The sequence below is a fragment of the Qipengyuania sp. JC766 genome (genome assembly GCF_040717445.1).
Taxonomy (GTDB): Bacteria; Pseudomonadota; Alphaproteobacteria; order Sphingomonadales; family Sphingomonadaceae; genus JC766.
Window position 1 is genome coordinate 2,199,571 of the sequence record NZ_JBFEFL010000001.1, and the last position, 26,033, is coordinate 2,225,603.

Here is a 26,033-nt window from a genome sequence, read left to right on the forward strand (position 1 = left end):
GCAGTCTTCTCCCCACAGGTCGCGAGAAGCTCTACTACCGCCTTGTCGCCAAAGGCAAACTAGCTTCGATACAATCCGTCGAGCCGATCGCCGTAGCGATCCTTGATCTTGTGCCGCCGGATTTTCATGCTCGGCGTCATTTCCTCGTTCTCGATTGTGAACGCCTCGTCCGCCAGCGCGAACTGGCGCACTTTCTCGACCACGGAAAGGTCGGTGTTCACTCGGGCCACGGCTTCGCCCACCGCCTTCCGGAACTCGGGCAGGTCCTGCAACTGGGCCATGTCGAACTTCTTATCGTTCGCCTGCGCCCATTCGACCGCCCATTCCGCATCCGGAACGATAAGGCCGACGATGTAAGGGCGTTTGTCGCCCACCACCATCGCTTGCGCAATCTCGGGCTGCAGCGTGAGCATCCCCTCGACCTTCTGTGGCGCGACGTTGTCGCCCTTGTCGTTGACGATCATGTCCTTCTTGCGGTCGGTAATGACGATCCGGCCTTTCTCGTCGATATGGCCGATGTCGCCGGTGTGGAGCCAGCTGTCCTGCAAGGCGCGCTGGGTTTCGGCCTTGTTCTGCCAGTAGCCCTTCATCACCAGTTCGCCGCGCACCAGGATTTCCCCGTCCTGCGCGATCTTGACCTCGACACCCTTCATCGGCGGACCGACCGTATGCATGGCGATGCCAGCGGCCGGGCGATTGCAGCTGATGACCGGGCCCGCCTCGGTCTGGCCGTAACCCTGCAGCATCGTGAGACCCATAGCGTCGAAGAACACGCCGACCTCGGGGTTGAGCGGCGCCCCGCCGCTCACCATCGCCTTGATGCGCCCGCCGAATTTCTGGCGGATCTTCGGCCGCAGCGCCTTGTCGATAACCAGGTTCATCGGCTTGTCGCGCAGTCTCGTGCGGCCTTTTTCCGCCTTGCGCTCCCCGATCGCGAGAGCCTGCTCCATCAGGAATTTCGCCGCGCCCCCCTGCTTGTCGACCTGCTTCATGATTCGGGTCCGCAGCACTTCGAACAGGCGCGGGACGACCACCATGATCGTCGGGCGGGTTTCCTCGATATTGCTCGCCAGCTTCTCCAGCCCTTCGGCATAGTAGATCTGGGCGCCGACACTGATCGGGAGGAACTGGCCCCCCGAATGCTCGTAGGCATGGCTCAGCGGCAGGAAGCTGAGGAACCGCTCGTCTTCCTCGATCCCGAAATCGTTGATCAGGATCTCGGCCGCCCCGTGGATATTGCACAGGATCGCCCCGTGATGCTGCATCACCCCGCGCGGCGCGCCGCCGGTCCCGCTGGTGTAGATGATGCAGGCGGTCTGGCTGCGGCTGATTTCGGCCACGCGTTCGTCGACCAGCTTGCGCGCCTGGACCCCGTCGCCGTCCGTCATGGCATCCCACGAATGACAGACGAGATCACCCGACTGGTAGGACCGTATGGTCTCGAAAGGGATGATGTGCTCCGCCACGCCGCTGCGCATCATGGCCGGCAGGAGCGGGCCCGAGAGCTTGTCGTTGGAGACGATGACCGCGCGCGCGCCCGAATTGTCGAGTATATGCAGGTGATCGCGTTCGGTATTCGTGATGTAGGTCGGAACGGAGATACACCGGGCCGCCATGATCCCGAGATCCGCGATGCACCATTCGGGTCGGTTCTCGGATACCAGCATGACGCGGTCGCCGTCTTCCAGCCCGATCCGCCGCAAATGTTCGGCAAAGAGGCAGACTTTCTCGGCAGCCTCGCGCCAGCTCATCGTGTGCCATTCCCCGTCCTTCTTTGCGCCGAGGAAAGGCGCATCGCCCTTCGCATCGGCACGCTTCAGGAAGAGTTCGACGAGATTGTTCGCCCGCTCGATGTCATCCAGCAAGTTTCGGCTCCTCACCCGGTTGGTTGCGCGTGCAACCTTTTCCTCTCGATTAGGGTCTCGGCGGCTCGACCACAAGGCAGGGGACGGCGCAACGCGCCGGTCGCTTGCCTCAGGGGGCTACCAGTTGTCCGGAAAGGCGCGGATCGCGCGCGGTGGTCCATCCCTGCGCAGTGCGCAGGATGGCGCCCGCTTTCACCGGTGCGCCCCTGATCTGTAGGTCCGAGTGACCCAGCGCCCGAAAGCGTTCGGCCGATGTTTCCAGCCAGGTTCCGCGTTCCAGCAGGATGCTGTCGCCGAATGCCATGATGAAGGGCATCCCGATGGCTTCCTCCACCGATAGGTCGAAATCGATCACGCCGATTATGCTTCGCGCTGTCTGGACGGGGATCGTTCCGCCGCCCGCCGCGCCGACGACGAACAGCGGCTCACCCTGCGGGTCGAACACGATCGTCGGAGCCATGGAGCTGCGCGGACGCTTCCCGCCTTCCACCCGGTTCGCGACCGGGTTCCCGTCGATTTCGGGCACGAAACTGAAATCGGTCAGCTCGTTGTTGAGGTAGTATCCGTCCACCATCAGGCCGGACCCGAACGCGCTTTCGATGGTCGACGTCCAGCTGACGACGTTGCCGATGCCATCGGCCACGGAAAAATGGCTCGTCCCGGCTTCGGGCCCTTCCTCGCCGTCCGCGAGCGCTTGCGAAGCGCCGGGGGGTGTTCCGGCCTCGGCCTGCGCCAGCGTGCCGCCGGGGTCGATCAACGCGCTGCGCCGGGCGAGATAGGCGGGATCGACCAGGCCGCGGACCGGGACGGACACGAAGTCATCGTCCCCGATATAAAGCTCGCGATCGGCATAGGCGAGACGCTGTGACTCGACGAAGAGATGCCAGGTGACGGGGTTGTCCATGCCCAGGGAAGCGAGATCGAAGCGTTCGAGCTGCCCGAGGATCTGCAGGACCGCCACGCCGCCGGAGGACGGCGGCCCCATCCCGCAAATCTTGTACGCCCGGTACATGCCGCAGACCGGCTGGCGATCCTTCACGGCGTAGCTTTCGACATCGCCGACCTGCATCGGTTGCCGTCCGGCGGGAGTCGCCTCGGCAATCGTGCGCGCGATACGGCTGGCCGATGCGCCGGTGTAGAAGGCCCGGGGCCCGCCGGTCGCAATGGTTCGCAGCGTCGCCGCGAGCGGCCGATTGACCACCGTGGATCCCACCGGCAGCGGTTGCCCGTCCGCATCGTAATAGATGGCGCGCGCTTCGGCGCTGTTGCCGGCGCGCGTATCGGACTGGCCGAGGGAATTGTGCAGCCGCGGGTTCATTTCGAAACCCTGTTCGGCAAGGGAGATGGCCGGTGCGAACAGCGTTGCCCAGTCGAGTTTGCCGTGGCGGCGATGCGCTTCGGCGGCGAGGGCGATGTTGCCCGGAACACCCGCACTCAGCCCGGTGCCGACAGCTTCGCCGAACTGCAGGCGTTCGCCGTCGGGTCCGATGAACCAGTTCGGCGTCGCACCCGCGGGGGCAGCTTCGCGTCCGTCGAGCGAGACGACGTTGCCGTCCCCCTGGCTGTAAAGGTAGAAACCGCCCCCGCCGATGCCGGAGCTCTGCGGTTCGACGACCGTCAGTGCCAGCATCACGGCAATCGCGGCATCGGTCGCGCTGCCGCCCTGCCGCAGTATTTCCTCGCCTGCGGCCTGCGCTCGCGGATCCGCCGCAGAGACGGCCCCGGCAGGAAGAGGCGCCTGCGCCGTTTCGACGGAAGCCTGTTCGGCGGTAATGGAGGAGCAGGCGGCAAGCGCAGTGCCGACCAGAAGGGCTAAACCTGTGCGGAAAGACATGGCCGAAAGGCTATTCGCTTCCGACCGCTTCGGCAATCGAATTGAAACCGTCCCGCTCCATCAGCGCCGCGAGATCGCGATTGATCCGCTTTGCGAGGCCCGGCCCTTCGTAGACCAGCGCGCTGTATAGCTGCACCAGGCTGGCCCCTGCGCGGATGCGCTGCCATGCTTCGGATGCGGTCGAGATGCCGCCCACGCCGATCAGGGGCAGGGTGCCGCCGGTAGCTTGCCGGAAATCGCGCAACCGCTGCAGGGCAAGGTCGTGCAACGGGGCACCGGACAGACCGCCGGCTTCCGCACGATGCCGGGACGCAAGCGCAGGGCGGGAGATGGTCGTGTTCGAAACGATGAGGGCACCCAGCTTCTTTTCGATTCCGATCCGGGCGATATCGTCGATATCCCGCGGTTCCAGATCGGGAGCGACCTTGAGAAAGATTGGCGGCCCGCTTCGCCCACGCGCTTCGATGACGCCGTCGAGCAGGTCCTCCAGCGCCGAGGCGTCCTGCAGCGCCCGCAGGCCCGGCGTGTTCGGACTGGAAATATTGACCGTCAGGTAGTCGGCGTAAGGCGCCATCGCCTGCGTACCCAGACGGTAATCCGTGGCACGGTCCTCGCTGTCCTTGTTCGCGCCGATATTGATGCCGAGGATGCCGCGGCGCGGAGCGGTACGTCGCTCCAATCTTTCGCGGGCGGATGCCTGCCCCCTGTTGTTGAACCCCATCCGGTTGATGACCGCCCGGTCCTCGACCAGCCGGAAGAGGCGCGGTTTCGGATTGCCCGTCTGAGGTAGGGGTGTGAGCGTCCCCACTTCGACGTGGCCGAACCCCAGCGCCATCATCTGACGCGGCACTTCCGCATCCTTGTCGAAACCCGGCGCGAGGCCCAGCGGTGTTGGGAAGGAAAGCCCCGCTACTTCGATACCCAAACCATCTGGATAGGACGGCGTCCCTGGCAGCGGTGCCAGTTTCAGCGCCCGGATGGTCAACCGATGCGCGCGCTCCGGATCGAGGCTGAAAATCGCGGGGCGCAGGACGTCGAACAGCATGATCGCGCCTATGCCAAGCCGGCAAGTCGCTGTCGAGAAAGGGCAGCCACGCGAACGGACAGACAGTGTTTAGGTCCAGATCCGACGCAAAATGTCGATTCCGTACAATACCGGATCGCGCGACCTGCCCTATCTGGACGGTGCGACCCGAGGGGCCCCGGGCAGAAATGCATGGGGTTCGTCGACTTTACGGGCGGTTCCTTCGGGGGCCGCCCCTTTTTTGTGCGGTATTCCCGCATCGAAGGCATACTGGCGTTCCGCCTTCCGATCCCCTAGCCGGAAGGGGCAATCAAATCGGGAGAATGTCATGCGTCTGAACCGGCTTTGCCTGATCGCGAGTCCCCTGGCCCTTGCGGCCTGCGCCACGATGCCGGCTGCCGAACAGGCCGGACAGGGAATGTCCGAGACCGCGACGAGCGCGGATATCGACACGCTTTTCGAAGAGTACGACCGGGCGCAGCTCGCCCTGTCGCCGCTGTCCAAGGCCTATCGCGGCATTCGCGACGACGATTACGGGAAATGGGGCGACTTCTCCGACGCGGCGGCGGTCGAGGAGGAAGCCCTGCTGCAGAGCACCGCGGACCAGATGCGGAGCAATTATGCGCTCGAAGACCTTTCGGGGCAGGATGCCCTGTCATATCGCCTGTTCGATTACGATGCGCGCAACAGCGCGAACCTCTTTCCCTACCGCGATTACGGCTACACCTTCGACCAGATGAACGGCGCGCAGAGCCAGTTGCCGGCGTTCCTCATCAACATCCATTCGGTGTCCACTTTCCAGCAGGCGACTGACTATGTCGACCGGATCACCGGCATGGAGCGGGCGCTGGACACGCTGACCGATCAATCGCGCGAGGCGGCCGCGGATGGCATCATGCCGCCGGCCTGGGTCTACGCCTATGTGATTTCCGACATCGAGAACCTGCTCGAGGCGGGTGACGAGAACGCGATCCTCGAAGATTTTGCGGAAAAGGTCGGCGAACTCGACATCTCGAACATGCAGAAGGAGATCACGCAGGGTGCCGCGCGGCAGGCATGGCGCGAAAAGGCGCGGCCCGCCTACGAACGCCTCCTCGCCGAGATGAAGCGACAGCAGGCGATCGCGCCGACCGACGACGGCGTCTGGCGGTTCCCGGACGGCGATGCCTACTACGCGGCGCTCCTGAAGAACTACACCACCACCGACCTGACCGCCGACGAGATTCACGCGATCGGGCTGCGCGAGGTCGAGCGGATCCATGGCGAGATGCGCGCCATCATGGAGCAGGTGGGGTTCGAAGGCGATCTGCAGGATTTCTTCGAATTCACCCGCACCGATCCGCGGTTCTACTATGATACGCGCGAAGCCTACCTCGCCGATGCCGAGGCGAAGCTGGACGCGATGGAAGCGAAGCTGCCGGAATTCTTCGCGACCCTGCCGACCGATCCGCTGGTCATCAAGCCGGTCGAGGCGTTCCGCGAACAGAGCGCGGGCAAGGCGTTCTATCAGCGGCCGGCGCCCGACGGATCGCGGCCGGGCACCTACTACGTCAATCTCTACAACCTGAAGGACATGAGCCGGAACGAGCTGGAAGCGCTCGCCTATCATGAAGGGCTGCCGGGCCACCATCTCCAGCTGTCGATCCAGACCCAGCTCGGCGACGTGCCGCCCTTCCGCCGCTTCGGCGGGATCACCGCCTATTCAGAGGGCTGGGGCCTCTATTCCGAGGAGCTCGGCAAGGACATGGGCTTCTATACCGACCCGTATTCCGACTTCGGCCGGCTGGGGATGGAGCTGTGGAGAGCCTGTCGACTGGTCGTGGATACCGGCATCCACCACAAGCGCTGGAGCCGTGAACGCGCGATCCAGTACCTGACGGACAACACGCCCAATCCCGACGGAGACATCCGCAAGGCGATCGAGCGCTACATCGTCTATCCCGGCCAGGCGACCGCCTACATGATCGGCAAGCTCAAGATCATGGAGCTGCGCGAGCAGGCGCGGGCCGAACTGGGCGACCGGTTCGACATCAAGGGCTTCCACGACGCGATCCTGAAGACAGGGCCGGTCCCGCTCAGCCTGATGGAAGAGAACGTCGAGGCATGGGTTGCCGAGACCAGAGGCAACCGGTCCACGGCGCCTGCGATCATGGGCGAATAAACGCTAACGACTCGCAACAATCGGTTTCCGGTTGAAATCGGAGCGAATTGCTCCGATTTCGATCGCATGCGCCTCAGCAACCTTGCAGACTACGCCGTCGTCACGATGAGCGCGGCCGCCCGCCATTGCGGCGGGGCGCGCGTTTCGTCCGGGCAACTGGCGGAGGAAACCGGCCTGCCGGCACCCACGGTGCAGAAGGTGGTCAGCAAGCTGACGGCGGCGGGGCTGCTGCGCTCCACGCGGGGCGTCGGCGGCGGATTGCAGCTGGCGCGGCCGGCCGCAGCCATCAGCCTGGCCGAGATCGTGGAGGCGATCGAAGGCCCCATCGCGCTGGTGAGCTGCGTGGAGGGCGACGACTGCGCGATCCACTCCAATTGCAGCGTGAAGCCGCACTGGCCGATCGTGAACGAAGCCCTGCGCGGCGCGCTGGCGGACATTCCACTGACGCGGCTTGCGGGCACGCCGGAAATGACACGGGAAATGGCATGAGCGACGATATCGACATTCAGGACAGGCCGGAAACGGATGCCGCGGCGAAGGAAGCTGCGGCGCGCGCCGCCGAATACGAGTTCGGCTGGCATTCGGACATCGACACCGAATTCGCGCCCAAGGGCCTCACCGAAGACACGGTGAAGTACATTTCGGCCAAGAAGAAAGAGCCCGAGTGGATGCTCGAATGGCGGCTCAAGGCCTTCCGCCTGTGGCAGACGATGGAAGAGCCGGACTGGGCCAAGATCGGCTATCCGAAGATCGACTACCAGGACGCGTATTACTACGCCGAGCCGAAGAAGAAGGAAGAGCTGGAGTCGCTCGACGAGCTCGATCCGGAGATCAAGCGGGTCTATGACAAGCTCGGCATCCCGATCGGGGAGCAGGAAGTGCTCGCCGGCGTGAAGGGTGCGCGCAAGGTCGCCGTCGATGCGGTGTTCGACAGTGTCAGTGTCGCCACGACCTTCCGCGAGGAACTGAAGAAGGCGGGCGTCATCTTCCTGTCCATCAGCGAGGCGATCCGCGAATATCCGGAGCTGGTGAAGAAGTGGCTCGGCAAGGTCGTGCCGCAGCGCGACAACTACTTCGCCACTTTGAATTGCGCGGTCTTTTCCGACGGGACCTTCGTCTACATCCCCGAAGGCGTGCGCTGTCCGATGGAGCTCAGCACCTATTTCCGCATCAATGCGGAAAATACCGGGCAGTTCGAACGCACGCTGATCGTGGCGGAGAAGGGCAGCTATGTCAGCTATCTCGAAGGCTGCACCGCGCCGATGCGCGACGAGAACCAGCTACACGCCGCCGTGGTGGAGCTGGTCGCGATGGACGATGCGGAGATCAAGTATTCGACCGTCCAGAACTGGTATCCCGGCGATGCCGACGGCAAGGGCGGGATCTACAACTTCGTCACCAAGCGCGGCCTGTGCCAGGGCGCGCGGTCGAAGATCAGCTGGACTCAGGTGGAAACCGGCAGCGCGGTCACGTGGAAATACCCCTCCTGCGTGCTGAATGGCGAAGGCAGCGTGGGCGAATTCTACTCCGTCGCGGTTACGAATAACCACCAGCAGGCGGATACGGGAACCAAGATGGTTCACAATGCGCCGAACACGCGCTCCACGATCATTTCCAAGGGGATCAGCGCGGGCCAGTCCAACAACACCTATCGCGGCTTGGTACGCATCGGTCCGAACGCGGAAAACGTGCGCAACCGGACCGAATGCGACAGCCTTCTGATCGGCGACAGATGCGGCGCGCACACCGTGCCCTATATCGAGGTAAAGAACCCCAGCGCGCAGATCGAGCACGAGGCGACGACCAGCAAGATCTCCGACGACCAGCTGTTCTACGCGATGCAGCGCGGGCTGGACGAGGAGCAGGCCATGGCCCTGATCGTCAACGGCTTCGCCAAGGAAGTGCTGAAGGAACTGCCGATGGAATTCGCCGTCGAAGCGCAGAAGCTTCTGGCGATTTCGCTCGAAGGGAGCGTGGGGTGATGGCTCAGCGCGCAATTGGAATGATCGCAGCAATATGGATCGTTCTCGCCCCCATCACCTCGATATGGTTGATGTGGGAATTCGCGTTCGGGACGCTCACAGATTACTATGTCGGAAACGCCCTGATTTCGCTCATCCTTTTCGGGCCCCCAGCCACGATGGTTGCCATTTATCTCATCTGGATGAGAAAATCGCATGACTGACCGCAAGACCCTCAATCTCCGCGAACCCTCGGATGCCGACGAAGCCCCCGCGATCAAGAAGCGGGGCCGTGGCTGGGAAATCTCCGAGAAGCGGCTCGATGCGCTGCACGAGCGGGCGCGCGACCTGCGTCGTCATTCGTCGGAGGCGCACAAGGCGCTGGCGAGGCGTTTCGCCGACGCCGACATGGGCCCCTACACCTTCACCCGGCACGCCGTGGTCGGCAGCGCCATCGTCGATTTCAATTGCCACAAGCTCGGCATGGCCATCGCGATCGACGAACCGGACCAGAACGATGCCCTCGCCAAGCGCCGGGACAAGAGCCTGGAAGCCGTCGGCATCCGCATCATGCGGATCAAGGCGGAGGATATCCTGGAAAACATGGATGCTGTGCTCGCCCGGATCACGGCAGGCATGCGCCTGCGGATCGAGGACAAGAAGCAGGCCCGCCGCGAACACAATGCCAAGAACCCGCGCCAGACCGCGCCGCGCTACGATCGCGCCGGTAACGGTCCGCCGCGCAGAAAACGGAACGACTGATGCTGAAAATCGACAACCTTTCCGCCGAAATCGACGGCAAGCAGATCCTCGACGGGCTGACGCTGGAAGTGCCCGCAGGCGAGGTCCACGCGATCATGGGCCCCAATGGTGCGGGCAAATCGACGCTGGCCTACGTCCTCGGCGGCCGACCGGGATACGAAGTGACCGGTGGATCGGTGCAGTTCGGCGGCGAGGACCTGCTCGGGATGGAAGCGCACGAACGCGCCGCCGCCGGCCTGTTCCTGGGGTTCCAGTACCCGGTCGAGATACCCGGCGTTTCCAACGTCCAGTTCCTGCGCGAGGCCTTGAACGCGCAGCGCACCGCGCGCGGCGAGGAGCCGCTCTCGGGCGGCGAATTCCTGAAGCTGGCGAAGGAAAAGGCCGGCCTGCTGAAGCTCGACATGGAAATGCTCAAGCGCAACGTGAATGTCGGCTTTTCCGGCGGTGAGAAGAAGCGCGCGGAAATGGTCCAGATGGGCATTCTCGACCCGGCCTTCGCCGTGCTGGACGAGACGGACAGCGGGCTCGACATCGATGCCCTGCGCGTCGTCGGGGACGGCATCAACGCCATCATGCGCCAGCCCGACAAGGGCGTGCTCCTGATCACGCATTACCAGCGGCTGCTCGAAGTGGTGAAGCCCGACAAGGTGAGCATCCTGTCGCGCGGGCGGATCGTGCGCACCGGCGGTCCGGAACTCGCCGTCCAGCTCGAGGAAGAGGGTTACGACGCGGTGATGGGGGAAGTGGCTTGAGCGAAAGCGTCATCCTCCCCACCCGCAAGGACGAAGCCTGGCGCTATTCGGACGTCGATGCGCTGGCCGGGATGGATCTCGGCCGGTTCGACGACTGGCGCGATATCGAAGTGCCCGCAGGCGAGACGTTCCGCGATACGCTCGTTCTCGACAGCGAGGACGGCGTCGAACTGCGGCGCATCCGCGTGAAGCTGGGCGAGAAGGCCCGCTGCGAACTGTTTGCCGTGAACGCCGGCGGGCAACTCGGCCGGATCGAGGTCGTCGTGACGGCGAGCCGCGGCAGCCATTTCGAATTCGGCGGCGTCACTCTGGGCGGCGGGAACACGACGCGCGAATTCGTCACCTGCATGGCGCACGAGGAGCCGGAAGCGACCAGCAACCAGGTCGTGCGCAGCGTCCACTGGGGACGCGGCACCGGCAATTTTCTCGGCCGGATCGATGTGGTGCGCGATGCGCAAAAGACCGACGCGGCGCAGGATTTCAAGGGGCTGCTGCTGGAAAAGGGCGCGAGCGCCAACACCGTGCCGCAGCTGGAGATTTTCGCCGACGACGTGAAATGTGCGCATGGCGCGACGGTCGGCCGGCTGGACGAGGCGGCACGCTACTACATGGCGGCGCGCGGCATCCCGCCCGAAGCCGCGAAGCGCCTGCTGGTCCGCGCCTTCCTGGCCGACGCTTTCGTCGGCCTGGATGACGAGGCGGAGCGCGAGCGCCTGCTCGGCATCGCGATTGCCACGATGGACGCGCAGCTGTGACCGGTACGGCGATCGACACGCGTAAAGCCGATTTCCCCGGCCTTGCGATGCCGGACGGATCGCCTTGGCATTACCTCGACACGGCGGCCACCGCGCAGAAGCCGCAGGCGGTCATCGATGCGATGTCTCGCGCGCTGGGCGAGGATTACGCGACCGTCCATCGCGGCGTCTATGGCCGCAGCGCGCGGATGACGCTGGGTTACGAGGCCGCGCGGCGCCGCGTCGCCGAGTTCATTGGCGGGGCGGAAGCGGAAGTGGTGTTCACGAAGGGGGCGACCGAAGGGATCAACCTGGTCGCGAGCAGCTGGGGCGATGCCAATATCGGCCCGGGCGATCGGATCATGCTCAGCATGCTGGAGCACCATTCCAACATCGTGCCGTGGCAATTGCTGGCCCAGCGAACCGGCGCGACGATCGATGTCTGCCCGCTGACCGAGGATGGTCTCGTCGATCTCGACTGGCTGGAAGCCAATCTGACCGAACGGCACGCCATCGTCGCGCTCGCCCACGTGTCCAACGTGCTGGGTTCTGTCCTCGGCGCGAAACGTGCCGCCCGCGCCGCCCATGCGGTGGGGGCGAAACTGCTGCTCGACGGGTGTCAGTCCGCACCCCGCATGCGGCTCGACATGGGCGAACTCGACTGCGACTTCTTCGTGTTCTCGGGCCACAAGCTCTACGGACCGACCGGCATCGGCGTGCTCTGGGCGCGTGAGGAACTGCTCGACGCGATGGCGCCCTACCAGGGCGGCGGTTCGATGATCGAGAAGGTCTCGTTCGAACGCAGCACCTGGGCGCCGCCGCCTCAGCGCTTCGAGGCGGGAACGCCGATGATCACCGAAGCGATCGCGCTGGCGGCTGCCATCGATTACGTCGAGGACGTGGCCGGCGCCGGGGGCATGGAAGGCCTCTTCGAACACGAAAGCGGTCTCGCCAGGCAGCTGAGAAACGAATTGAAGCGCTTCAATAGCATCCGGTTGGTCGGCCCGGAGCGGAGTGCGGGGATCGTCTCCTTCGTCATGGAAGGGGTTCACCCGCACGATCTCGGCACCATATTGGACGAGGAAAACGTCGCAATCCGGGCCGGACACCACTGCGCACAGCCGCTGATGGAGCATCTGGACGTCCCCGCCACCGCCCGCGCCAGCTTCGGCCTCTACAGCGACGAAAGCGATATCGAGGCGCTCCTGCGCGGTATCGAACGCACGCAGACCATATTCGCCTAGGAATGAACGAGATGAACAAGCCAACCGAGGAAAAGGACTTCGTCGCAGCGCCCTCGCCCACGGAGCAGGTCGTGGCGCAAGCGCCGGCGAAACCGCCGCGAGCCCGGGTTTCCGATGCTGTCGATCCGGATGCGGAGACCGCGAGCGAGAAGCTGGAGCGCAAGCGCGACTATCTCGAAGGATTCCTGGCGAAGAAGCCGGAAGAAGCCGGAAACGGCGGCCCCGGCGGTCCGCTGCAACAGGCCGTCGTCGATGCGCTGAAGGAAATCTACGACCCCGAAATTCCGGTCAACATCTACGATCTTGGCCTCATCTACGGCGTGGATGCGACCGAGGACGGCGAGGTGGTAGTCACCATGACGCTGACGACGCCGCATTGCCCGGTCGCCGAATCCATGCCGGCCGAGGTCGAGTTGCGCGCAGGTTCTGTGCCCGGCGTGCGCGATGCCGAGGTCAATCTTGTCTGGGATCCCCCATGGAGCCCCGACAAGATGAGCGACGAGGCACGGCTCGAACTGGGGATGCTGTGATGGCCGCAACAGACGAAGCAACGAAGACGCGCGAACGCCCGGCCGCGGTCGTCCTGACCGATGCCGCGGAAGCGCGAATAGCCGAACTGATGGCGAGGGCGCCCGACGATGCGATCGGAGTCAAGCTCTCGACGCCGCGGCGCGGGTGCTCCGGTCTCGCATATTCCGTGGACTACGTCTCCGAAAAGCAAAGCTTCGATGAGAAAATCGAAACGCCCGGCGGCACGTTCTACATCGATGGCGCGAGCGTTCTCTACCTCGTGGGTAGCGTCATGGATTGGGTCGAGGACGATTTTTCCGCCGGTTTCACCTTTGAGAACCCGAACGCCAAGGGTGCGTGCGGCTGCGGCGAAAGCTTCATGGTCTAGGCTTTCGGCCCGCTTTCCTGCTCGGCCATGATGAAATCCAGCAGGGCGCTTTCATAGGCATCGATTTTCCCGTCCGCGGCGATTGCCCGTTCCAGCCATCCCTGCTCGGCGGCATCCAAGGTTTGTTGCCCCGCGAGATGCCGTGCTCGCCTCTCCGCCATGCGGTCGCGATCGAAGACGGAATCGACAGCTTCGCCGACTCCTGCGCCAAGGTTCCCGAAGCTTCCGGGCAGTGCCTTCAGGAGGCTGCCCATGAAGCGACCGACGCCGTGCCGACCGTCAGCCATGAAGGCTTCCAGCTCAAGCGCTCTCTCGCGGCTGATCTGTGCGCTGGGGCCGGAAAAGCCCAGCAGGTAGCTACCGACGCCCCTCACGAAGACGTCCTTCCATTCGGTCGCGTTGTCCGCGTTCGCGGTCGCTTCCTTGAGCCTGAACAACATTTCCGCTTCGCGACGACCGACGGCGCCGGGGCGATCGCCGCCGGACGAAAAGATCACCCGGCGCAATATCTCCGCTTCGACGGCGGTAATGCCCGACGGATTGAGAGAACCTCCCTGCCTCGTCGGACCTTCGCCGTGCAATACCGCTTCCTCAATTCGCGCAAGGACGTAGGCTTTCAGCGTTTCAGGTATATTGAAAGCACGCTCCAGGATGCGGACGAGCAACTCCAGCTCGGTCATGGTGCAGAACCGACCGTCGCCATCTAACTGGGCTATCAGCCACTCGGCCTCCTCGTCGGAAACGTAGTTGCGCGGTTCGGTCCCGTTGATGACGAATTCGCCGATCGCCTCGACCATGAAATCGGTCCAGGCTCCGGTCGGCATGGTATTGGCGTGATCGGCGGCGAAGATGGCCTCCGCCTCCGCGCGCGTTATCTTTCCGTCATCGCCCCAGCCCGCGCGCCGAAGCTGCAGGATTTCATCTGCGGAAATAAAGCCGTCCTGGCCCGCGTTCCGCGCCAGATCGCCGAAATATGCCGTCATCGCCGCTCGTGCCCCCGAATGAATGGACGTTGAGCGCGGCAATATCGGCCGATTTGCTTAAATCCGGGTTAGCGATAGGGCGTCGATCAGCGGCGGAGCGCCGACACGCAGGCCGCCCGATCGACATCCAGCCCGTCGGAGCTGCGGCGGGCATCGACATAGGTCGCGCTCGGTTCCGCCCCCTGGCGCAAGGGATAGAGAAACACGTCGAGCACGCACCGGTCGCCGGAGAATTGCAGCTTTCGCGCATCGCCTTCGCGCACGTCGAGTCGGGGCTCGCCGAATTGCGAGACGAGGGACGATGCGTTCGCTCCGATCACGCCCTCCAGTCCGGGCAGGTTCATGACTCTTGGCGCGTTGGGATCGCGATCGGCCGGACGTGGCACCTGCGGCCGTGTCGGCGGCGGGGCGACCTCCACCGGGGGCGGTCGATCCACCGGAACTCGCGGCTGGCCCTGCGGAACGGCGGTGGCGCAAGCGGCGAGGCCCGGGAGGAGAAGCAATGCGAGTTTGGATTTCACGGGGTGGCTCCGGAACGTCGATGGACGAGATGAGTGGCGGCAGCCGCGCCCAGAACGGGCGCGACTAGGTTGAGGAACGGGATCGCGAGCAGCCCGGCCGTGACCCCGCCGAGCGCCAGGCGGCGGGCGCGACCGAGAGGTTGCAGGTCATCCGATCCGTCGTGATGCCGCAACCATACCATGTCCTGCAACTCGCGCCCCAGAAGCCACGAATTGACGGCAAAGAACACGAGCGGCGGACCGACGGCCGTGACGGCCAGGGGGATGGAAAGGATCAGCGCCAAGAGGTTGAACCCCAGCGCCCTGACCGTGCTTCGCACCGAGTTGCGCAATTCGTCGACGAAGGGCCGGTTGCGGATATTGGCCACGAGATCAGGATAGTGCTTGCGCTCCACCGCCAGCACGACCTCGTCGGCGAAAAACTGGATGACTGCCAGCGCGACGAGGCGAAACAGAAGCCATCCTCCCACGAGCGTCAGGAGTATCCCCACGATGGCGCCCGCCTGCGGACCGAAGCCGAAGTTCCAGTAGTCGAACAGTGCATCGACAAGGAAACCGGCCGCAAATCCGCACGCGACGAAAGCGGCGATCGTCAGCGCGATGCTCTTGGCCAAGACTTTCAGTATTGCCGGATCGCCCAGCTGGCCGATTGCGCGTCCGAATGCGTTGGCGAGCGTGAGCATCGCCTGTGAGTGGAGCGGCTCGACCCGAAAAGTCAATCGACAAGCTGCCAGACGGGGCCTTGGCGCGGCGACGACAGGCCGCTAGGCGCGCGGCAACTTCCTTTCCGCATCAGGACACAGCATAATGAGCAAGCCCCGTTTCGACGTCATCGCCATCGGCAACGCGCTGGTCGATGTCTTCACATCCTGCACGGACGAAGACATTTCGCGCCTCGGGCTCAACCGCGGCGGCATGACTCTGCTCGACGAGGCACGTGCGGACGAATTGTACAACGCCATGGGGCCCACTACGGAAAAGTCGGGCGGATCGGCCGCCAACACGCTTGCCGGTCTCGCGATGCTGGGCCTCGACTGCGCGTTCATCGGTCAGGTGAACGACGATCAGCTGGGCAAGATCTTCACCCACGACATCCGTTCGATCGGTATTGCGTTCGAGACCGAGAAACTCGCCGACGGGCCCGAAACGGGCCGCTGCCTGATCTTCGTCACGCCCGACGGGGAGCGCACCATGAACACGTTCCTGGGTGCGGGCCAGGTACTGCCCGCGGCCGCTCTCGACGAGGGCATGATCGCCGATGCCGCGATCCTCTACCTGGAAGGCTATCTATGGGACCCCGAAGAGCCGCGTCGTGCCATGCGCCGTGCCATCGAGGTTGCGCGTTCCGCCGGTCGCAAGGTCGCCTTCACGGCGAGCGAGAGCTTCGTGATCGATCGGCACGGCGACGATTTCCGCCGCATGATGGACGAAGGCCTCATCGATATCCTGTTCGTCAACGAGCACGAGCTTGCGACCCTGACCGGCAAGTCCGATTTCGAGGAAAGCGTTGCGCATGTTTCCGCAAAAGTGCCGGTCCTCGTCGCGACCCGCAGCGAACGTGGCGCGATCGCAGTTGCCAACGGTGAACGGGCCGAAGTCGCAGCCGAGCCGATCGAGAAGGTCGTCGATACGACCGGTGCGGGCGACCAGTTCGCCGCCGGCTTCCTCTCGGGCCACGCCCGCGGGGCGCCTCTCGAGGAATGCCTGAAGCGCGGAGCGATCGCTGCGGCCGAAGTGATAAGCCACTACGGTCCGCGACCCGAGGCCGATGTCTCGGCCATGATCGCCGAAAAGCTCGGCTAGGCCCTCTCGCGTTCGACTTCGCGCCAACCGATGTCGCGGCGGCAGAAACCGGTCGGAAATTCGATCCGGTCGACTGCCGCGTAGGCTGCCTTCTGGGCTTGGGTGACATTCGCTCCGGTAGCGGTGACATTGAGCACCCGCCCCCCCGCGGAAACCAGCGAACCGTCCTCCCCGCGCGCCGTGCCGGCATGGAATACCGTGACGCCTCCGGCGCCGTCCGGCGCTAGAGTTATGGCGCCGCCCTTTTCCGGCGCGTCGGGGTAGCCATGCGCCGCCATGACCACCGTCAGCGCCGTCGAGTCCGAGAACTGCGGCTGCCCGTAATCGTGTAGCCGACCCTGCGCACAGGCCAGCATCGCTTCACCGAGATCGCTCTCGAGCCGCATCATAAGGACCTGGCATTCGGGATCGCCGAAACGGCAGTTGTATTCGATCAGTTTCGGACCGGCCTCGGTCAGCATCAGCCCGGCATAGAGAACCCCGGAATAGGCCATCCCTTCCGATGCCATGGTCGCGACCGTGGGCTCGACGATTTCCGCCATCGCACGGCCGCGCAGCTTCTCGTCCAGCACCGGGGCGGGGCTGTAGGCACCCATACCGCCGGTATTGGGTCCCGTATCGCCTTCACCCACGCGCTTGTGGTCCTGCGCCGTTCCGAACGGGACGATCGTCTTTCCGTCGGTGAGCGCGAAGAAGCTCGCCTCCTCGCCTTCGAGGAATTCCTCGACGACGACTTCCGCCCCCGCCGATCCGAAACGGCCATCGAACATGTCGCGTACGGCTTCCTGCGCTTCTTCGCGCGTCGCGACGATGACCACGCCCTTGCCTGCCGCGAGACCGTCGGCCTTGAGGACGAACGGGGCATCGAACATCTTCAGCGCGCCCCAGGCGTCCTCGAGCGAGGTCGCACGCATGTATCGCGCCGTGGGAATGCCTGCGCGCTCGCACAGATCCTTCGTGAACCCCTTGCTGCCTTCCAGTTGTGCGGCCTGTTTCGAAGGCCCGAAGACCGGGATGTCTGCAGTGCGCAGGCTGTCGGCCAAGCCGTCCACCAGTGGCGCCTCTGGACCGATCACGACCAGCCCGATGGAGTTGTCGCGGCAGAAGGACACGACCGCGTCGTGATCGCCTGCGTCCAGCGTCACGCACTCGGCATGGTCCGCGATCCCCGGATTGCCTGGCGCGGCGAACAGCCTGTCCCCATCTCCTGCGAGCAGGCGGGATTGCGCCAGCTTCCATGCCAGCGCATGTTCGCGCCCGCCGCTACCCAGCAGAAGGATATTCATGGCTCGCACTCCGACAAATGACGACTTCGATATGGACCGGCCGGGATTGGTAGCGCGCGGCACACCGGGGGACAACGCCGCGGCGGTCAGTGTCAGCGAGATTTCCTCCCTCCTGAAGCGCACGGTCGAGGACCGGTTCGGTTTCGTGCGCTTGCGGGGGGAGCTTTCGGGCGTGAAGCGTGCGGCCAGCGGCCACCTCTACTGCTGCCTGAAGGACGAGAAGGCGGTCATCGACGGCGTGATGTGGCGCGGCAGCACCGACCGCCTGGCCTTTGCACCCGACGACGGACTCGAAGTGATCGCGAGCGGCAAGATCACGACATATCCCGGACGTTCGAAATACCAGATCGTGATCGAAAGCCTGGAACTGGCCGGGGAAGGCGCGCTGCTGGCGCTTCTGGAGAAGACGAAGGCCCGGCTGGAAGCGGAAGGCCTGTTCGCGGCAGAGCGCAAACGGGCGCCACCATTCCTTCCGCATACGATCGGCGTCGTGACGTCGCCGACAGGCGCGGTCATTCGCGACATCCTGCATCGGCTGGCCGATCGGTTTCCAAGCCGCGTGGTCGTCTGGCCGGTGCTGGTGCAGGGGAAGGGGGCGGCAGACCAGGTGGCGGGCGCCATTCGGGGCTTCGGCGCCCTTGAGGTCAACGGCCCGGTACCGAAGCCCGACCTGCTGATCGTCGCGCGCGGTGGGGGATCGATAGAAGACCTGTGGGGCTTCAACGAGGAAACCGTCGTCCGGGCCGTCGCGGAAAGTCCCATTCCCGTGATCAGCGCGGTCGGCCACGAAACGGATACGACGCTAGCGGATTACGCCGCCGATCGGCGGGCGCCGACGCCCACGGCTGCAGCCGAGATGGCCGTCCCGGTGCGCAGCGAACTGGTGACCGCGCTGGAGAGCTTCGGATTGCGGAAAAAGCGCGCGATCGCACGCCCCGTCGAGATCGGACGGGAGCGACTGCAAGCCCGAGCGGACCGCCTGCCCGGTCCCGACGCGGTGTTACAGCCATTCTCGCAACAGCTCGACGAGCTCGCAGACCGCGCCCGTGCCGCGCTTCGGGAAAAGGCCGGCGGGGGTCGGGAACGGCTCGCGCGGCAGAGCGGAAGGCTCGGCCCCGCAATGTTGCAGCGGAGCATCCGCCAGTCCCGCGAACGACTGGGCGCGGCGCGACTGCGCCCGTCGCTGCTAAATGACCGGCTCTCCCGCGCCCGGGAAAGGCATGCTGGCCTCGCGCGACTGCTGGTGTCCGTGAACCCGAAGGCGCCGCTGGAACGCGGCTTCGTGCTGGTTTCCGATCCCGACGGAGCTCCTGTTCGCAGCCGGAAGACCGCCGCATCGCATGGCAGCCTGACCCTTTCCTTCGCTGACGGCAGTTTGCCGGTCGCGCCGTTGCGCGCCGCACCCAGAAAGCGACGGCCTTCACCGCCTCCTTCGGGACAGGACGACCTCTTCGGCGGTTAATTGTTCCGCCAGCCGCGCTTTGCTAAGGCCCTCGCCATGCTCATGTCTTCCAGCAGTCAGCCCGCCAAGCTCCAGTATGGCCCGAACGGCTTTCGCGTCCTTCGCGCGGGCCAGCACGTCTTCTGTGCCGTCACCGGAGAGGCGATCCCTCTCGAGGAACTGCGATACTGGGACGTCGAGCGGCAGGAGCCCTACGCCAGCGCCGAGATTGCCACGAAGCGACTGACGGACGGGGTGTGAGGATAGCCAAGGCCGTCCGCAAATCCGGTTTGTTAACAATCGCGGCGGGCGTTCTAGCGGCCTGTGCCGCTGCGAACGGCCAGGATGCCGGTACCGCAACGCAGTCCGCATCCACGCCAGTCGATCGGTCGATACCTGCCCGAGAGTCGCTGTCTCCAGAGCCCGTTCGCCCCGATTTCTCGTTCGAGGGTCGCCTGACGCAAGGCGGATGGATAATCGGCAGGGCTCCCGCCGGCACGCGCCAAGCGTCGCTGGGCGAGCAGGAACTGGTGCTGGATCGAGACGGGCGCTTCTTTGCCGCCTTCGACCGCGATTCCGCTTCCAGCGTCATCCTTTCCGCAACTCTCGCCGATGGGCAGATCGTCCGGCAAGTGCTCACGATCGAGCCGCGGGAGTGGGACATCCAGCGCGTGAACGTGGCGCTTCGCGGCGGCCGGACCAGCGAAGCGTTCTGGAAAATCCGCGAGCCCGAATACAATGCGATCGTGGCCGCCCGCGCGCAGGAAACGGGATCCGAAGGCTGGAAGCAATCCTTCGTCTGGCCGGTGCAGGGCCGCATCTCCGGGCGGTTCGGGCGGCAGAGGATCTATCGCGGCGAGCCGGGAAGCTATCATTCCGGGCTCGATATCGCTCCCGGGGCGGGAGTGCCCTATGTCGCGCCTGCCGACGGGGTCGTCGTCCTCGCCGAAACAGGCTTCAGCCTGGAAGGTGGACTGATCATCATCGATCACGGGCAGGGTCTCAACAGCGCCTTTCTCCATTCCTCCCGAATTCTCGTGGAGGAAGGAGACGTCGTGAAGCAGGGCCAGCATATCGGGGATGTCGGTGCGACCGGACGCGCGACCGGGCCGCATCTGCACTGGAGTATCAAATGGCGCGATGCGCGTCTCGACCCGCTGCTTTTCGTCAATCCGCAGAGCTGAGGCAGGACCTGCGATGATACGCTGGCGACGCGTTCTGGCGATCGCGGGAATTGCGTTCGCTCTCGCGCCCGGAACGTTCATCAAGGCGAGGCAGCCCGCCGTGATCGAGGACGCGCCCCTGATGATCACGCCTCTCGCATACGATGGCGCCCGGACGAGCGCGGGATGGTCGGTCACCGGTCTCTGGGCGCTGGAAAGCGGGAACAGCCGGTTCGGCGGTTTCTCGGCGCTGGAAGTCCGGCAGGACGGTGCCGGGGCGCGTCGGTTTTTAGCCCTGAGCGATACCGGCGATTACATGAACTTCGTCCTGGAAAAGGGCGAACAACCCATGCGCTTGCTCTCAGTTGCCGGAGGGAACGGACCGAAGGTCGCGGCCGATGTCGAATCGGCAGCCTACGATCCGGTTACGGGGCGCGTCTGGCTCGCTTACGAGTTTCGCAACATGATCGAGCGGCGCGACCCGAAGACCTTCGCGCCCGACGGTAGCGTGGAGCCCGAGGTCATGGCGGACTGGGGCGCGAACAGCGGGCCGGAATCCATGGCGCGACTGGCCGATGGCCGGTTCATCGTGATTTCCGAAGGGCGGCGCGGAACGCCTGACGGCACGCACCGGGCGATCCTGTTCGACGGCGATCCGGTCGAAGGCGCGGCCGAAACTCCGTTCCGCTTCCGGCCTCCTGACGGCTATCGACCGGTCGGAATGACCGCCTTGCCCGGCGGAAAGGTCGCGATCCTGCTGCGGGCCGTACGTATCGGCCTGCCTCCGCATTTCGAATCGGCCGTCGCAATCGCCGATCCGTCTGCCATCAGGAAAGACGAGACATGGGAAGGGGCGGTCGCCGTCTCGCTCGCGCCGCCGTTTCCGTCCGACAATTTCGAAGGGATTACCAGTACGACCGGTCCCGGCGGATCGGTCACGCTCTGGCTGATTTCGGACGACAATTTCGCGACGCTGCAGCGTACGCTGTTCGCGCGAATAGACTACACGCCGAGAAACAGGCGGGCACGCTAGCCCGCCCGAGGTAAAGTCAGGCCGCTTCCTTCGCGGCCTTCTTCAGCTCGCGCTTCACCTTGAGGGCGCGCGTGCTCAGCTTCTCGTCACGAGTCTTGAGCAGCCAGTTGTCGAGACCGCCATTGTGTTCGACCGAGCGCAAGCCATGGGTGGACACGCGGAACTTGAAGCTGCGATCCAGCTTCTCGCTCAGAAGCGTGACGTTCTGCAGGTTCGGCAGGAAGACGCGCTTCGTCTTGTTATTCGCGTGGCTCACATTGTGGCCCGTCAGGCGGCCTTTGCCGGTCAGTTCGCAAATGCGCGACATGGTATCTCTCGCTCGCAATCTATGTGCCGACGAGGCAATCTCGCCGGTCTGGAGGTCTGGGGATGATCCCGGAAAGCGGCGCGCATAGCGGTAGACCGCCAAATCGTCAAGCGACGTTGCAGCAATCGCGGACCCCCGCTAGCCGTTGCAGGATGACCCGCTGGCCGCTTCCGGACCCGATGCGCGAAGCGCTGAAACTGGCGCAGGAGGCCGAACAGGCGGGCGAGGTCCCCGTCGGGGCGGTGGTGACTCGCAACGGGGCGATAATCGGCAGGGGCCGCAATGTCACGCGCGTCAGGCACGATCCGACCGGCCATGCGGAGATCGTGGCGATTCGCGAAGCGGCACGGCTATCGGGAAGCGAACGGCTGACGGATTGCGAAATCTGGGTGACGCTCGAGCCATGTGCGATGTGCGCCGGTGCGATCAGCCATGCCCGGCTGGCGAAGCTCTACTACGCCGCGCAGGACCCGAAGGGCGGCGCGGTGGCGCACGGCGCGCGGGTGTTCGACCATCCCCAGTGCCTGCATAGGCCCGATGTCTATCCGGGCCTTGGAGAGGCGGAGGCAGGCCTGCTGCTGCGAAGCTTCTTTGCCGCCCGCCGCTAGAGCCCGCGCCAGATTCTGATCCGTGCGCCGTCGGACGGACCGAACCGGCGCCTGTCGCACGTCTTCGGCCGCATCAGCGAATCGTAACAGAGCCGCATCTCCTGCAACCAGCCGCGCCGATTGACCTTCAGGCCGACGGCATCCTGCGGCCACCACGGATTGGCAGAGGCGAAGGCTTCGCGCAGCCGGCCGGCGGTCAGGTCGTCCTCGCGTGAAAGGCGATCGGTATCGGGAAATGCGATGAAGCTGCGCAGGATACGCGCGGTCGTGAAGTATTCGCGCGGCGTGCGGGCCATGCAGCTGCCGTGCTTGGCCCATTGGCGCGCGATCAGCGGTACAGAGGGGCTGAGGCACAAGTTGCGCCGTGCGATGGCGGGCGTGACATTGGCGCGGGTGGGGCACCATTGCGGCCAGCCGCCGGCTCCTTCCGGCCACAATCCGTGAGTCACGAAGCCGAACCGGCCGTTCCGCCCGGAACACTGGCTGCGGTGGCGCGCGTCGGTTTCGCGGCCCTTGCAGAACTCGGGGCTCCAGCTGAGCGCGAGCGTGTAGCCCGTGATGCGAACCTGCCGGGGCGGTCCGTCCGGTCGGATTTCAGGAATGGCGACCGTTCGCGCGAACCGGCACTGGTAGGATTGGGCCTGTGCCGATCCGGCAAACACGAGGGCCAGCGGTACGGCGAGCGCGATCCCTTTCACAACGGGGTGAAGTCGAGACCGATATCGGCTGCCGGGGCGCTTTGCGTCAGCCGGCCGACCGAGACGTAGTCGACACCTGTCGCGGCCTTGTCCCGGATCGTGTCCAGAGTGATCCCGCCGCTGGCTTCCGTGGGCACGCGGCCCGCCACGATGGTCACGGCCTCGCGCAAGGTCGGCGGGTCCATGTTGTCGAGCAGCAGGCGAGTCGCGCCCGCGTCCAGCGCAGGTTCGATCTGGTCGATCCGGTCGACCTCGCAAATGATTTCCGCAACGCCGGCTTCGACCGCACGACGCACGGCTTCGGCGACCGATCCGGCGACCAGGACGTGGTTGTCCTTGATCATGGCCGCGTCCCACAGGCCCATGCGGTGATTGTCGGCGCCGCCCATGCGAGTGGCGTATTTCTCGAGCTGGCGGAGGCCGGGGAGGGTCTTGCGGGTGTCGAGGAGGGTGCAGTCCGGGTTGTCCATCGCGGTCACGTATTGGCGGACCATAGTGGCGATACCGGAGAGGTGCTGCACGGTGTTGAGCGCGCTTCTTTCCGCGGTCAGCATGGCCCGGGCATTACCGGTCAGGCGCACCAGGTCGGTGCCTGCCTCGACGGAATCTCCTTCGTTTACAAGGCGTTCGATCTCGATCTCGGGGTCGAGGAAACGGAAGAATGCTTCGGCGATGGGGAGGCCGGCGACGACGATCGCGTCGCGGCTGTCCATCACGCCGGAGAACCGCGCATCGGCGGGAATCACGGCTTCGCTGGTCACGTCCCGCCCGCCCCCGGGCAGTCCTTCGCCCAGATCCTCTGCCAAGACGGTGCGAATGAAGCGCTCGATATCGAAGCCGGGAAGTTCGAACCGCTCAGTGTACAAAGCGCGCCACCACGTCGCGATAGCTACGGCTCACCTTCACCTCGGCCCCGCTGTCGAGGACCAGGAAGCATTCGCCGTTGGTGTGCGGCTTCACCTGCCGGACCTGGTCCAGGTTGACGATGGTGGAACGGTGGACGCGCTGGAACTTGCGCGGGTCGAGCCGGCGTTCCAGGTCCTTCATCGTCTCGCGCAGGATCAGCGAGTTGTCGCCGGTGTAGATGCACATGTAGTCGCCCGCCGCCTCGATATGCTCGATCGAGCCGACTTCGACGCGGAAGATCTGGCCGCGGTCCTTCACGTTGATCAGCTTCTCGTACCGGTCGCTGCCTTCGGCGTCCTGCTCCTGGAACTCTTCCGCCGCATCGGGCGCGACTTCGGACAGCACGCTCATCAACTTGTCCGCTTCCTCGGCCGATTTCTTCTCGGCAAGGCGGGTGCGCACGCGTTCGATCGTGTCGGCGAGCTTGTCCTCGTCGACCGGCTTCATGAGGTAGTTCACCGCATTCGCCTCGAACGCGCGGATCGCGTGTTCCTCGTAGGCGGTGACGAAGACGAACAGCGGCGGGTCGATTTCCATCACGCCCTTCACGACGGAGAACCCGTCGAAGCCGGGCATCTGGATGTCGAGGAAGACGAGGTCGGGCTTCTCCGTCTTGATGGCGCGGATCGCCTCGCGCCCGTTGGCGCAGGTGCCGATGATCTCGATGTCCTCGAACGGCTCCAGCCTGAGCTGCATGCCTTGGATCGCGAGTTTCTCGTCGTCGACAATAATGGTGCGTATGGTCACGGTCTTGTCCTTATGGGATGGCGTGCGAACGCCGGGGGGATGAGGGGGGCCGGTTCGGCCGTCACGGGGCGCAACTGCCCGGACCGGCCGGCGGTTTCTGCTTCCGCCGCGACGTCGTCGGCCCGCTCGAAGGGTATCTCGATCACCACGGTGAAGCCGCCGCCGGGCGGAGTGCGGATCTCGAACAGGTGGTTGTCGCCATAGGCCTGCGCCAGCCGGTCGCGGATATTGGCGAGGCCGACGCCGGTGGAGGTGCGCCTGTCGCCGGTGATCTCGGGCGGCAGACCCGGACCTGCATCTTCGGCCTGCGCGCCGGGCCCGCTATCGGCCACGGACACCCGCAGCCGATCGCCGATCTTCTGCGATTCGATGGTGATCTCTGCGCCTTCCTCCTGCGGAGAGACGGCATACTTGATCGCGTTCTCGACCAGCGGCTGCAGCAGCATGGCAGGGAGGCAGCCCTTGCCTGCTTCGTCCTGAATCCGGAACGAGGTCCGAAGCCGTTCCTCGAACCGCATCTTTTCGATCCCGAGATAGAGCTTCAGCGTCTCCACCTCCTGCGCCAGCGTCACCTTGCCGCCCGGCTGGGTGACGAGCGTGTGCCGCAGGAACGAGGACAGGCGGGTCAGCATCGCGTTGGCAGGCTCGGTCTGCTTGAGCAGCACCAGCGTGCTGATCGAATTAAGGGTGTTGAACAGGAAATGCGGGTTCAGCTGGTACCGCAGCATCGCCAGTTGCGCACTGGTGGCCTGCGCTTCCACGCGTTCCAGCCGCGCGGCCTGGCTTTCGACCTGCAGGAAGTAGTTGATCGCGAAATAAAGCGCCGACCACGCGCCCAGCAGCGTCAGCGGATAGACGAAATAGCCAAACAGCTGCGCCGTGAAGCTCAGTTCCGAATCGCCGCGCACCAGCGTGATGACCCAGGTGTTGATGAAGGCCAGTACCAGCACCGCGATCAGCAGGGTCAGCGCGGCCAGCGTCCAGGTGACCAGCGGCTTGCGCATGATCAGTTCGCGGTAGATCGTCGCGAGGATCAGGCTGATGGAAAAACCGGTGACCGCTTCGGCCAGCACGATCAGGAAGATCGGCCAGTCCTGCCCGTTGACCACTGCCGGTACCGCGCGCAGCAGGAACGCGCCGCTCCACCCCAGGAACTGGAGGCGCCAGAAGGCCTCGTTCTTGCTCTCGAAGAACGGAGAGGGTCGGTAGGGCGTAAGGGCCATGGTTCACGCCCCTTAGCCCAGATTATCGGCTGTCGTCACATCCTTGTGTCGACGATGCGGTTCCTAAGGCAGCCGAATT

At 64.9% G+C, this 26,033-nt stretch carries 27 protein-coding genes; 15 read left to right on the top strand and 12 right to left on the bottom strand.

Translation table 11 applies throughout. From position 1 onward, the window contains the following. Positions 1-59: 59 nt before the first annotated feature. The 3 genes from AB1K63_RS10630 to AB1K63_RS10640 all read right to left on the bottom strand — a co-directional run bounded on the left by AB1K63_RS10630 (position 60) and on the right by AB1K63_RS10640 (position 4,744). The gene (locus AB1K63_RS10630) at positions 60-1,865 is read right to left on the bottom strand and encodes a long-chain fatty acid--CoA ligase (RefSeq protein WP_366960112.1); all 1,806 of its coding nucleotides are present in this window, start codon (positions 1,863-1,865) and stop codon (positions 60-62) included. A gap of 109 nt (positions 1,866-1,974) precedes the next feature. Beyond that, a complete protein-coding gene (gene ggt, locus AB1K63_RS10635) occupies positions 1,975-3,699 on the bottom strand; it encodes a gamma-glutamyltransferase (protein ID WP_366960113.1) in 1,725 nt (574 codons plus the stop codon). A 10-nt stretch (positions 3,700-3,709) separates the two neighbouring features. After that, the gene (locus AB1K63_RS10640; RefSeq protein WP_366960115.1) at positions 3,710-4,744 is read right to left on the bottom strand and encodes a quinone-dependent dihydroorotate dehydrogenase; all 1,035 of its coding nucleotides are present in this window, start codon (positions 4,742-4,744) and stop codon (positions 3,710-3,712) included. Between the two features lie 367 nt (positions 4,745-5,111). On the opposite strand from AB1K63_RS10640, the gene AB1K63_RS10645 reads away from it, so the two are divergent. The 9 genes from AB1K63_RS10645 (at position 5,112) to AB1K63_RS10685 (ending at position 13,235) form a co-directional block, all read left to right on the top strand. Beyond that, positions 5,112-6,884 (top strand): DUF885 domain-containing protein, encoded by a 1,773-nt coding sequence (locus AB1K63_RS10645; protein ID WP_366960116.1) that lies wholly within the window; start codon positions 5,112-5,114, stop codon positions 6,882-6,884. Between the two features lie 66 nt (positions 6,885-6,950). Continuing rightward, positions 6,951-7,373, top strand: a complete 423-nt coding sequence (locus AB1K63_RS10650) for an SUF system Fe-S cluster assembly regulator (RefSeq protein ID WP_366960118.1) — start codon at positions 6,951-6,953, stop codon at positions 7,371-7,373. Continuing rightward, positions 7,370-8,866 (top strand): Fe-S cluster assembly protein SufB, encoded by a 1,497-nt coding sequence (sufB, locus tag AB1K63_RS10655; protein WP_366960119.1) that lies wholly within the window; start codon positions 7,370-7,372, stop codon positions 8,864-8,866. The genes AB1K63_RS10650 and sufB overlap by 4 nt, the downstream gene beginning before the upstream one ends. 195 nt (positions 8,867-9,061) lie before the next feature. After that, entirely contained in the window at positions 9,062-9,607 is a 546-nt protein-coding gene (locus AB1K63_RS10660; RefSeq protein WP_366960120.1) for a DUF559 domain-containing protein, read from the top strand. After that, complete coding sequence (gene sufC / locus AB1K63_RS10665; RefSeq protein ID WP_366960121.1) at positions 9,607-10,359, top strand: Fe-S cluster assembly ATPase SufC; 753 nt, start codon at positions 9,607-9,609, stop codon at positions 10,357-10,359. Before AB1K63_RS10660 ends, sufC begins: the two co-directional genes overlap by 1 nt. Continuing rightward, entirely contained in the window at positions 10,356-11,114 is a 759-nt protein-coding gene (locus AB1K63_RS10670; RefSeq protein ID WP_366960122.1) for a SufD family Fe-S cluster assembly protein, read from the top strand. The genes sufC and AB1K63_RS10670 overlap by 4 nt, the downstream gene beginning before the upstream one ends. Then, positions 11,111-12,337: a cysteine desulfurase gene (locus AB1K63_RS10675; RefSeq protein ID WP_366960123.1), complete on the top strand. Its 1,227-nt coding sequence runs from the start codon at positions 11,111-11,113 to the stop codon at positions 12,335-12,337. Before AB1K63_RS10670 ends, AB1K63_RS10675 begins: the two co-directional genes overlap by 4 nt. Before the next feature lie 11 nt (positions 12,338-12,348). Continuing rightward, entirely contained in the window at positions 12,349-12,867 is a 519-nt protein-coding gene (locus tag AB1K63_RS10680; RefSeq protein WP_366960124.1) for an SUF system Fe-S cluster assembly protein, read from the top strand. Then, positions 12,867-13,235, top strand: coding sequence for an iron-sulfur cluster assembly accessory protein (locus tag AB1K63_RS10685; RefSeq protein ID WP_366960125.1), 369 nt, complete (start codon positions 12,867-12,869; stop codon positions 13,233-13,235). The genes AB1K63_RS10680 and AB1K63_RS10685 overlap by 1 nt, the downstream gene beginning before the upstream one ends. Here the strand turns inward: AB1K63_RS10685 and AB1K63_RS10690 are convergent. From AB1K63_RS10690 to AB1K63_RS10700, 3 genes are all read right to left on the bottom strand, one after another. After that, entirely contained in the window at positions 13,232-14,218 is a 987-nt protein-coding gene (locus AB1K63_RS10690; protein ID WP_366960127.1) for a hypothetical protein, read from the bottom strand. The two genes, AB1K63_RS10685 and AB1K63_RS10690, sit on opposite strands and share 4 nt — an antisense overlap. Before the next feature lie 86 nt (positions 14,219-14,304). Then, entirely contained in the window at positions 14,305-14,739 is a 435-nt protein-coding gene (locus AB1K63_RS10695) for a hypothetical protein (RefSeq protein ID WP_366960128.1), read from the bottom strand. Next, on the bottom strand, positions 14,736-15,422 hold the full coding sequence (locus AB1K63_RS10700; RefSeq protein WP_366960129.1) for an EI24 domain-containing protein: 687 nt from the start codon (positions 15,420-15,422) through the stop codon (positions 14,736-14,738). Before AB1K63_RS10700 ends, AB1K63_RS10695 begins: the two co-directional genes overlap by 4 nt. Before the next feature lie 124 nt (positions 15,423-15,546). On the opposite strand from AB1K63_RS10700, the gene AB1K63_RS10705 reads away from it, so the two are divergent. Next, a complete protein-coding gene (locus AB1K63_RS10705) occupies positions 15,547-16,542 on the top strand; it encodes an adenosine kinase (RefSeq protein WP_366960130.1) in 996 nt (331 codons plus the stop codon). On the opposite strand, the gene purD is transcribed toward AB1K63_RS10705, so the two are convergent. Continuing rightward, positions 16,539-17,828 (bottom strand): phosphoribosylamine--glycine ligase, encoded by a 1,290-nt coding sequence (purD, locus tag AB1K63_RS10710; protein WP_366960131.1) that lies wholly within the window; start codon positions 17,826-17,828, stop codon positions 16,539-16,541. The genes AB1K63_RS10705 and purD overlap by 4 nt on opposite strands. Here purD and xseA point away from each other — a divergent pair. The 4 genes from xseA to AB1K63_RS10730 all read left to right on the top strand — a co-directional run bounded on the left by xseA (position 17,827) and on the right by AB1K63_RS10730 (position 21,465). Continuing rightward, entirely contained in the window at positions 17,827-19,290 is a 1,464-nt protein-coding gene (gene xseA / locus AB1K63_RS10715) for an exodeoxyribonuclease VII large subunit (RefSeq protein ID WP_366960132.1), read from the top strand. The genes purD and xseA overlap by 2 nt on opposite strands. Before the next feature lie 36 nt (positions 19,291-19,326). After that, positions 19,327-19,530: a DUF2093 domain-containing protein gene (locus AB1K63_RS10720; protein ID WP_366960133.1), complete on the top strand. Its 204-nt coding sequence runs from the start codon at positions 19,327-19,329 to the stop codon at positions 19,528-19,530. Between the two features lie 269 nt (positions 19,531-19,799). After that, a complete protein-coding gene (locus tag AB1K63_RS10725; RefSeq protein WP_366960134.1) occupies positions 19,800-20,453 on the top strand; it encodes a M23 family metallopeptidase in 654 nt (217 codons plus the stop codon). Positions 20,454-20,466: 13 nt separating this feature from the next. Further along, the gene (locus AB1K63_RS10730) at positions 20,467-21,465 is read left to right on the top strand and encodes an esterase-like activity of phytase family protein (RefSeq protein WP_366960135.1); all 999 of its coding nucleotides are present in this window, start codon (positions 20,467-20,469) and stop codon (positions 21,463-21,465) included. A gap of 16 nt (positions 21,466-21,481) precedes the next feature. Here AB1K63_RS10730 and rpmB read toward each other — a convergent pair whose 3' ends face one another. Next, complete coding sequence (gene rpmB / locus AB1K63_RS10735; RefSeq protein ID WP_366960136.1) at positions 21,482-21,772, bottom strand: 50S ribosomal protein L28; 291 nt, start codon at positions 21,770-21,772, stop codon at positions 21,482-21,484. 152 nt (positions 21,773-21,924) lie between these two features. Here rpmB and AB1K63_RS10740 point away from each other — a divergent pair, with 152 nt between their 5' ends. Then, complete coding sequence (locus tag AB1K63_RS10740) at positions 21,925-22,380, top strand: nucleoside deaminase (protein ID WP_366960138.1); 456 nt, start codon at positions 21,925-21,927, stop codon at positions 22,378-22,380. On the opposite strand, the gene AB1K63_RS10745 is transcribed toward AB1K63_RS10740, so the two are convergent. The 4 genes from AB1K63_RS10745 to AB1K63_RS10760 are packed head-to-tail and all read right to left on the bottom strand — an operon-like array spanning position 22,377 to position 25,954. After that, positions 22,377-23,078, bottom strand: coding sequence for a ribonuclease T (locus AB1K63_RS10745; RefSeq protein WP_366960139.1), 702 nt, complete (start codon positions 23,076-23,078; stop codon positions 22,377-22,379). The genes AB1K63_RS10740 and AB1K63_RS10745 overlap by 4 nt on opposite strands. Further along, positions 23,075-23,944 carry a carboxylating nicotinate-nucleotide diphosphorylase gene (nadC, locus tag AB1K63_RS10750; protein WP_366960140.1) on the bottom strand — a complete coding sequence of 290 codons (870 nt, stop codon included), beginning with the start codon at positions 23,942-23,944 and terminating at the stop codon, positions 23,075-23,077. The genes AB1K63_RS10745 and nadC overlap by 4 nt, the downstream gene beginning before the upstream one ends. Beyond that, positions 23,934-24,731: a LytTR family transcriptional regulator DNA-binding domain-containing protein gene (locus AB1K63_RS10755; RefSeq protein ID WP_366960141.1), complete on the bottom strand. Its 798-nt coding sequence runs from the start codon at positions 24,729-24,731 to the stop codon at positions 23,934-23,936. Before AB1K63_RS10755 ends, nadC begins: the two co-directional genes overlap by 11 nt. Next, on the bottom strand, positions 24,728-25,954 hold the full coding sequence (locus AB1K63_RS10760) for a histidine kinase (RefSeq protein ID WP_366960142.1): 1,227 nt from the start codon (positions 25,952-25,954) through the stop codon (positions 24,728-24,730). The genes AB1K63_RS10755 and AB1K63_RS10760 overlap by 4 nt, the downstream gene beginning before the upstream one ends. Between the last annotated feature and the right edge of the window lie 79 nt (positions 25,955-26,033).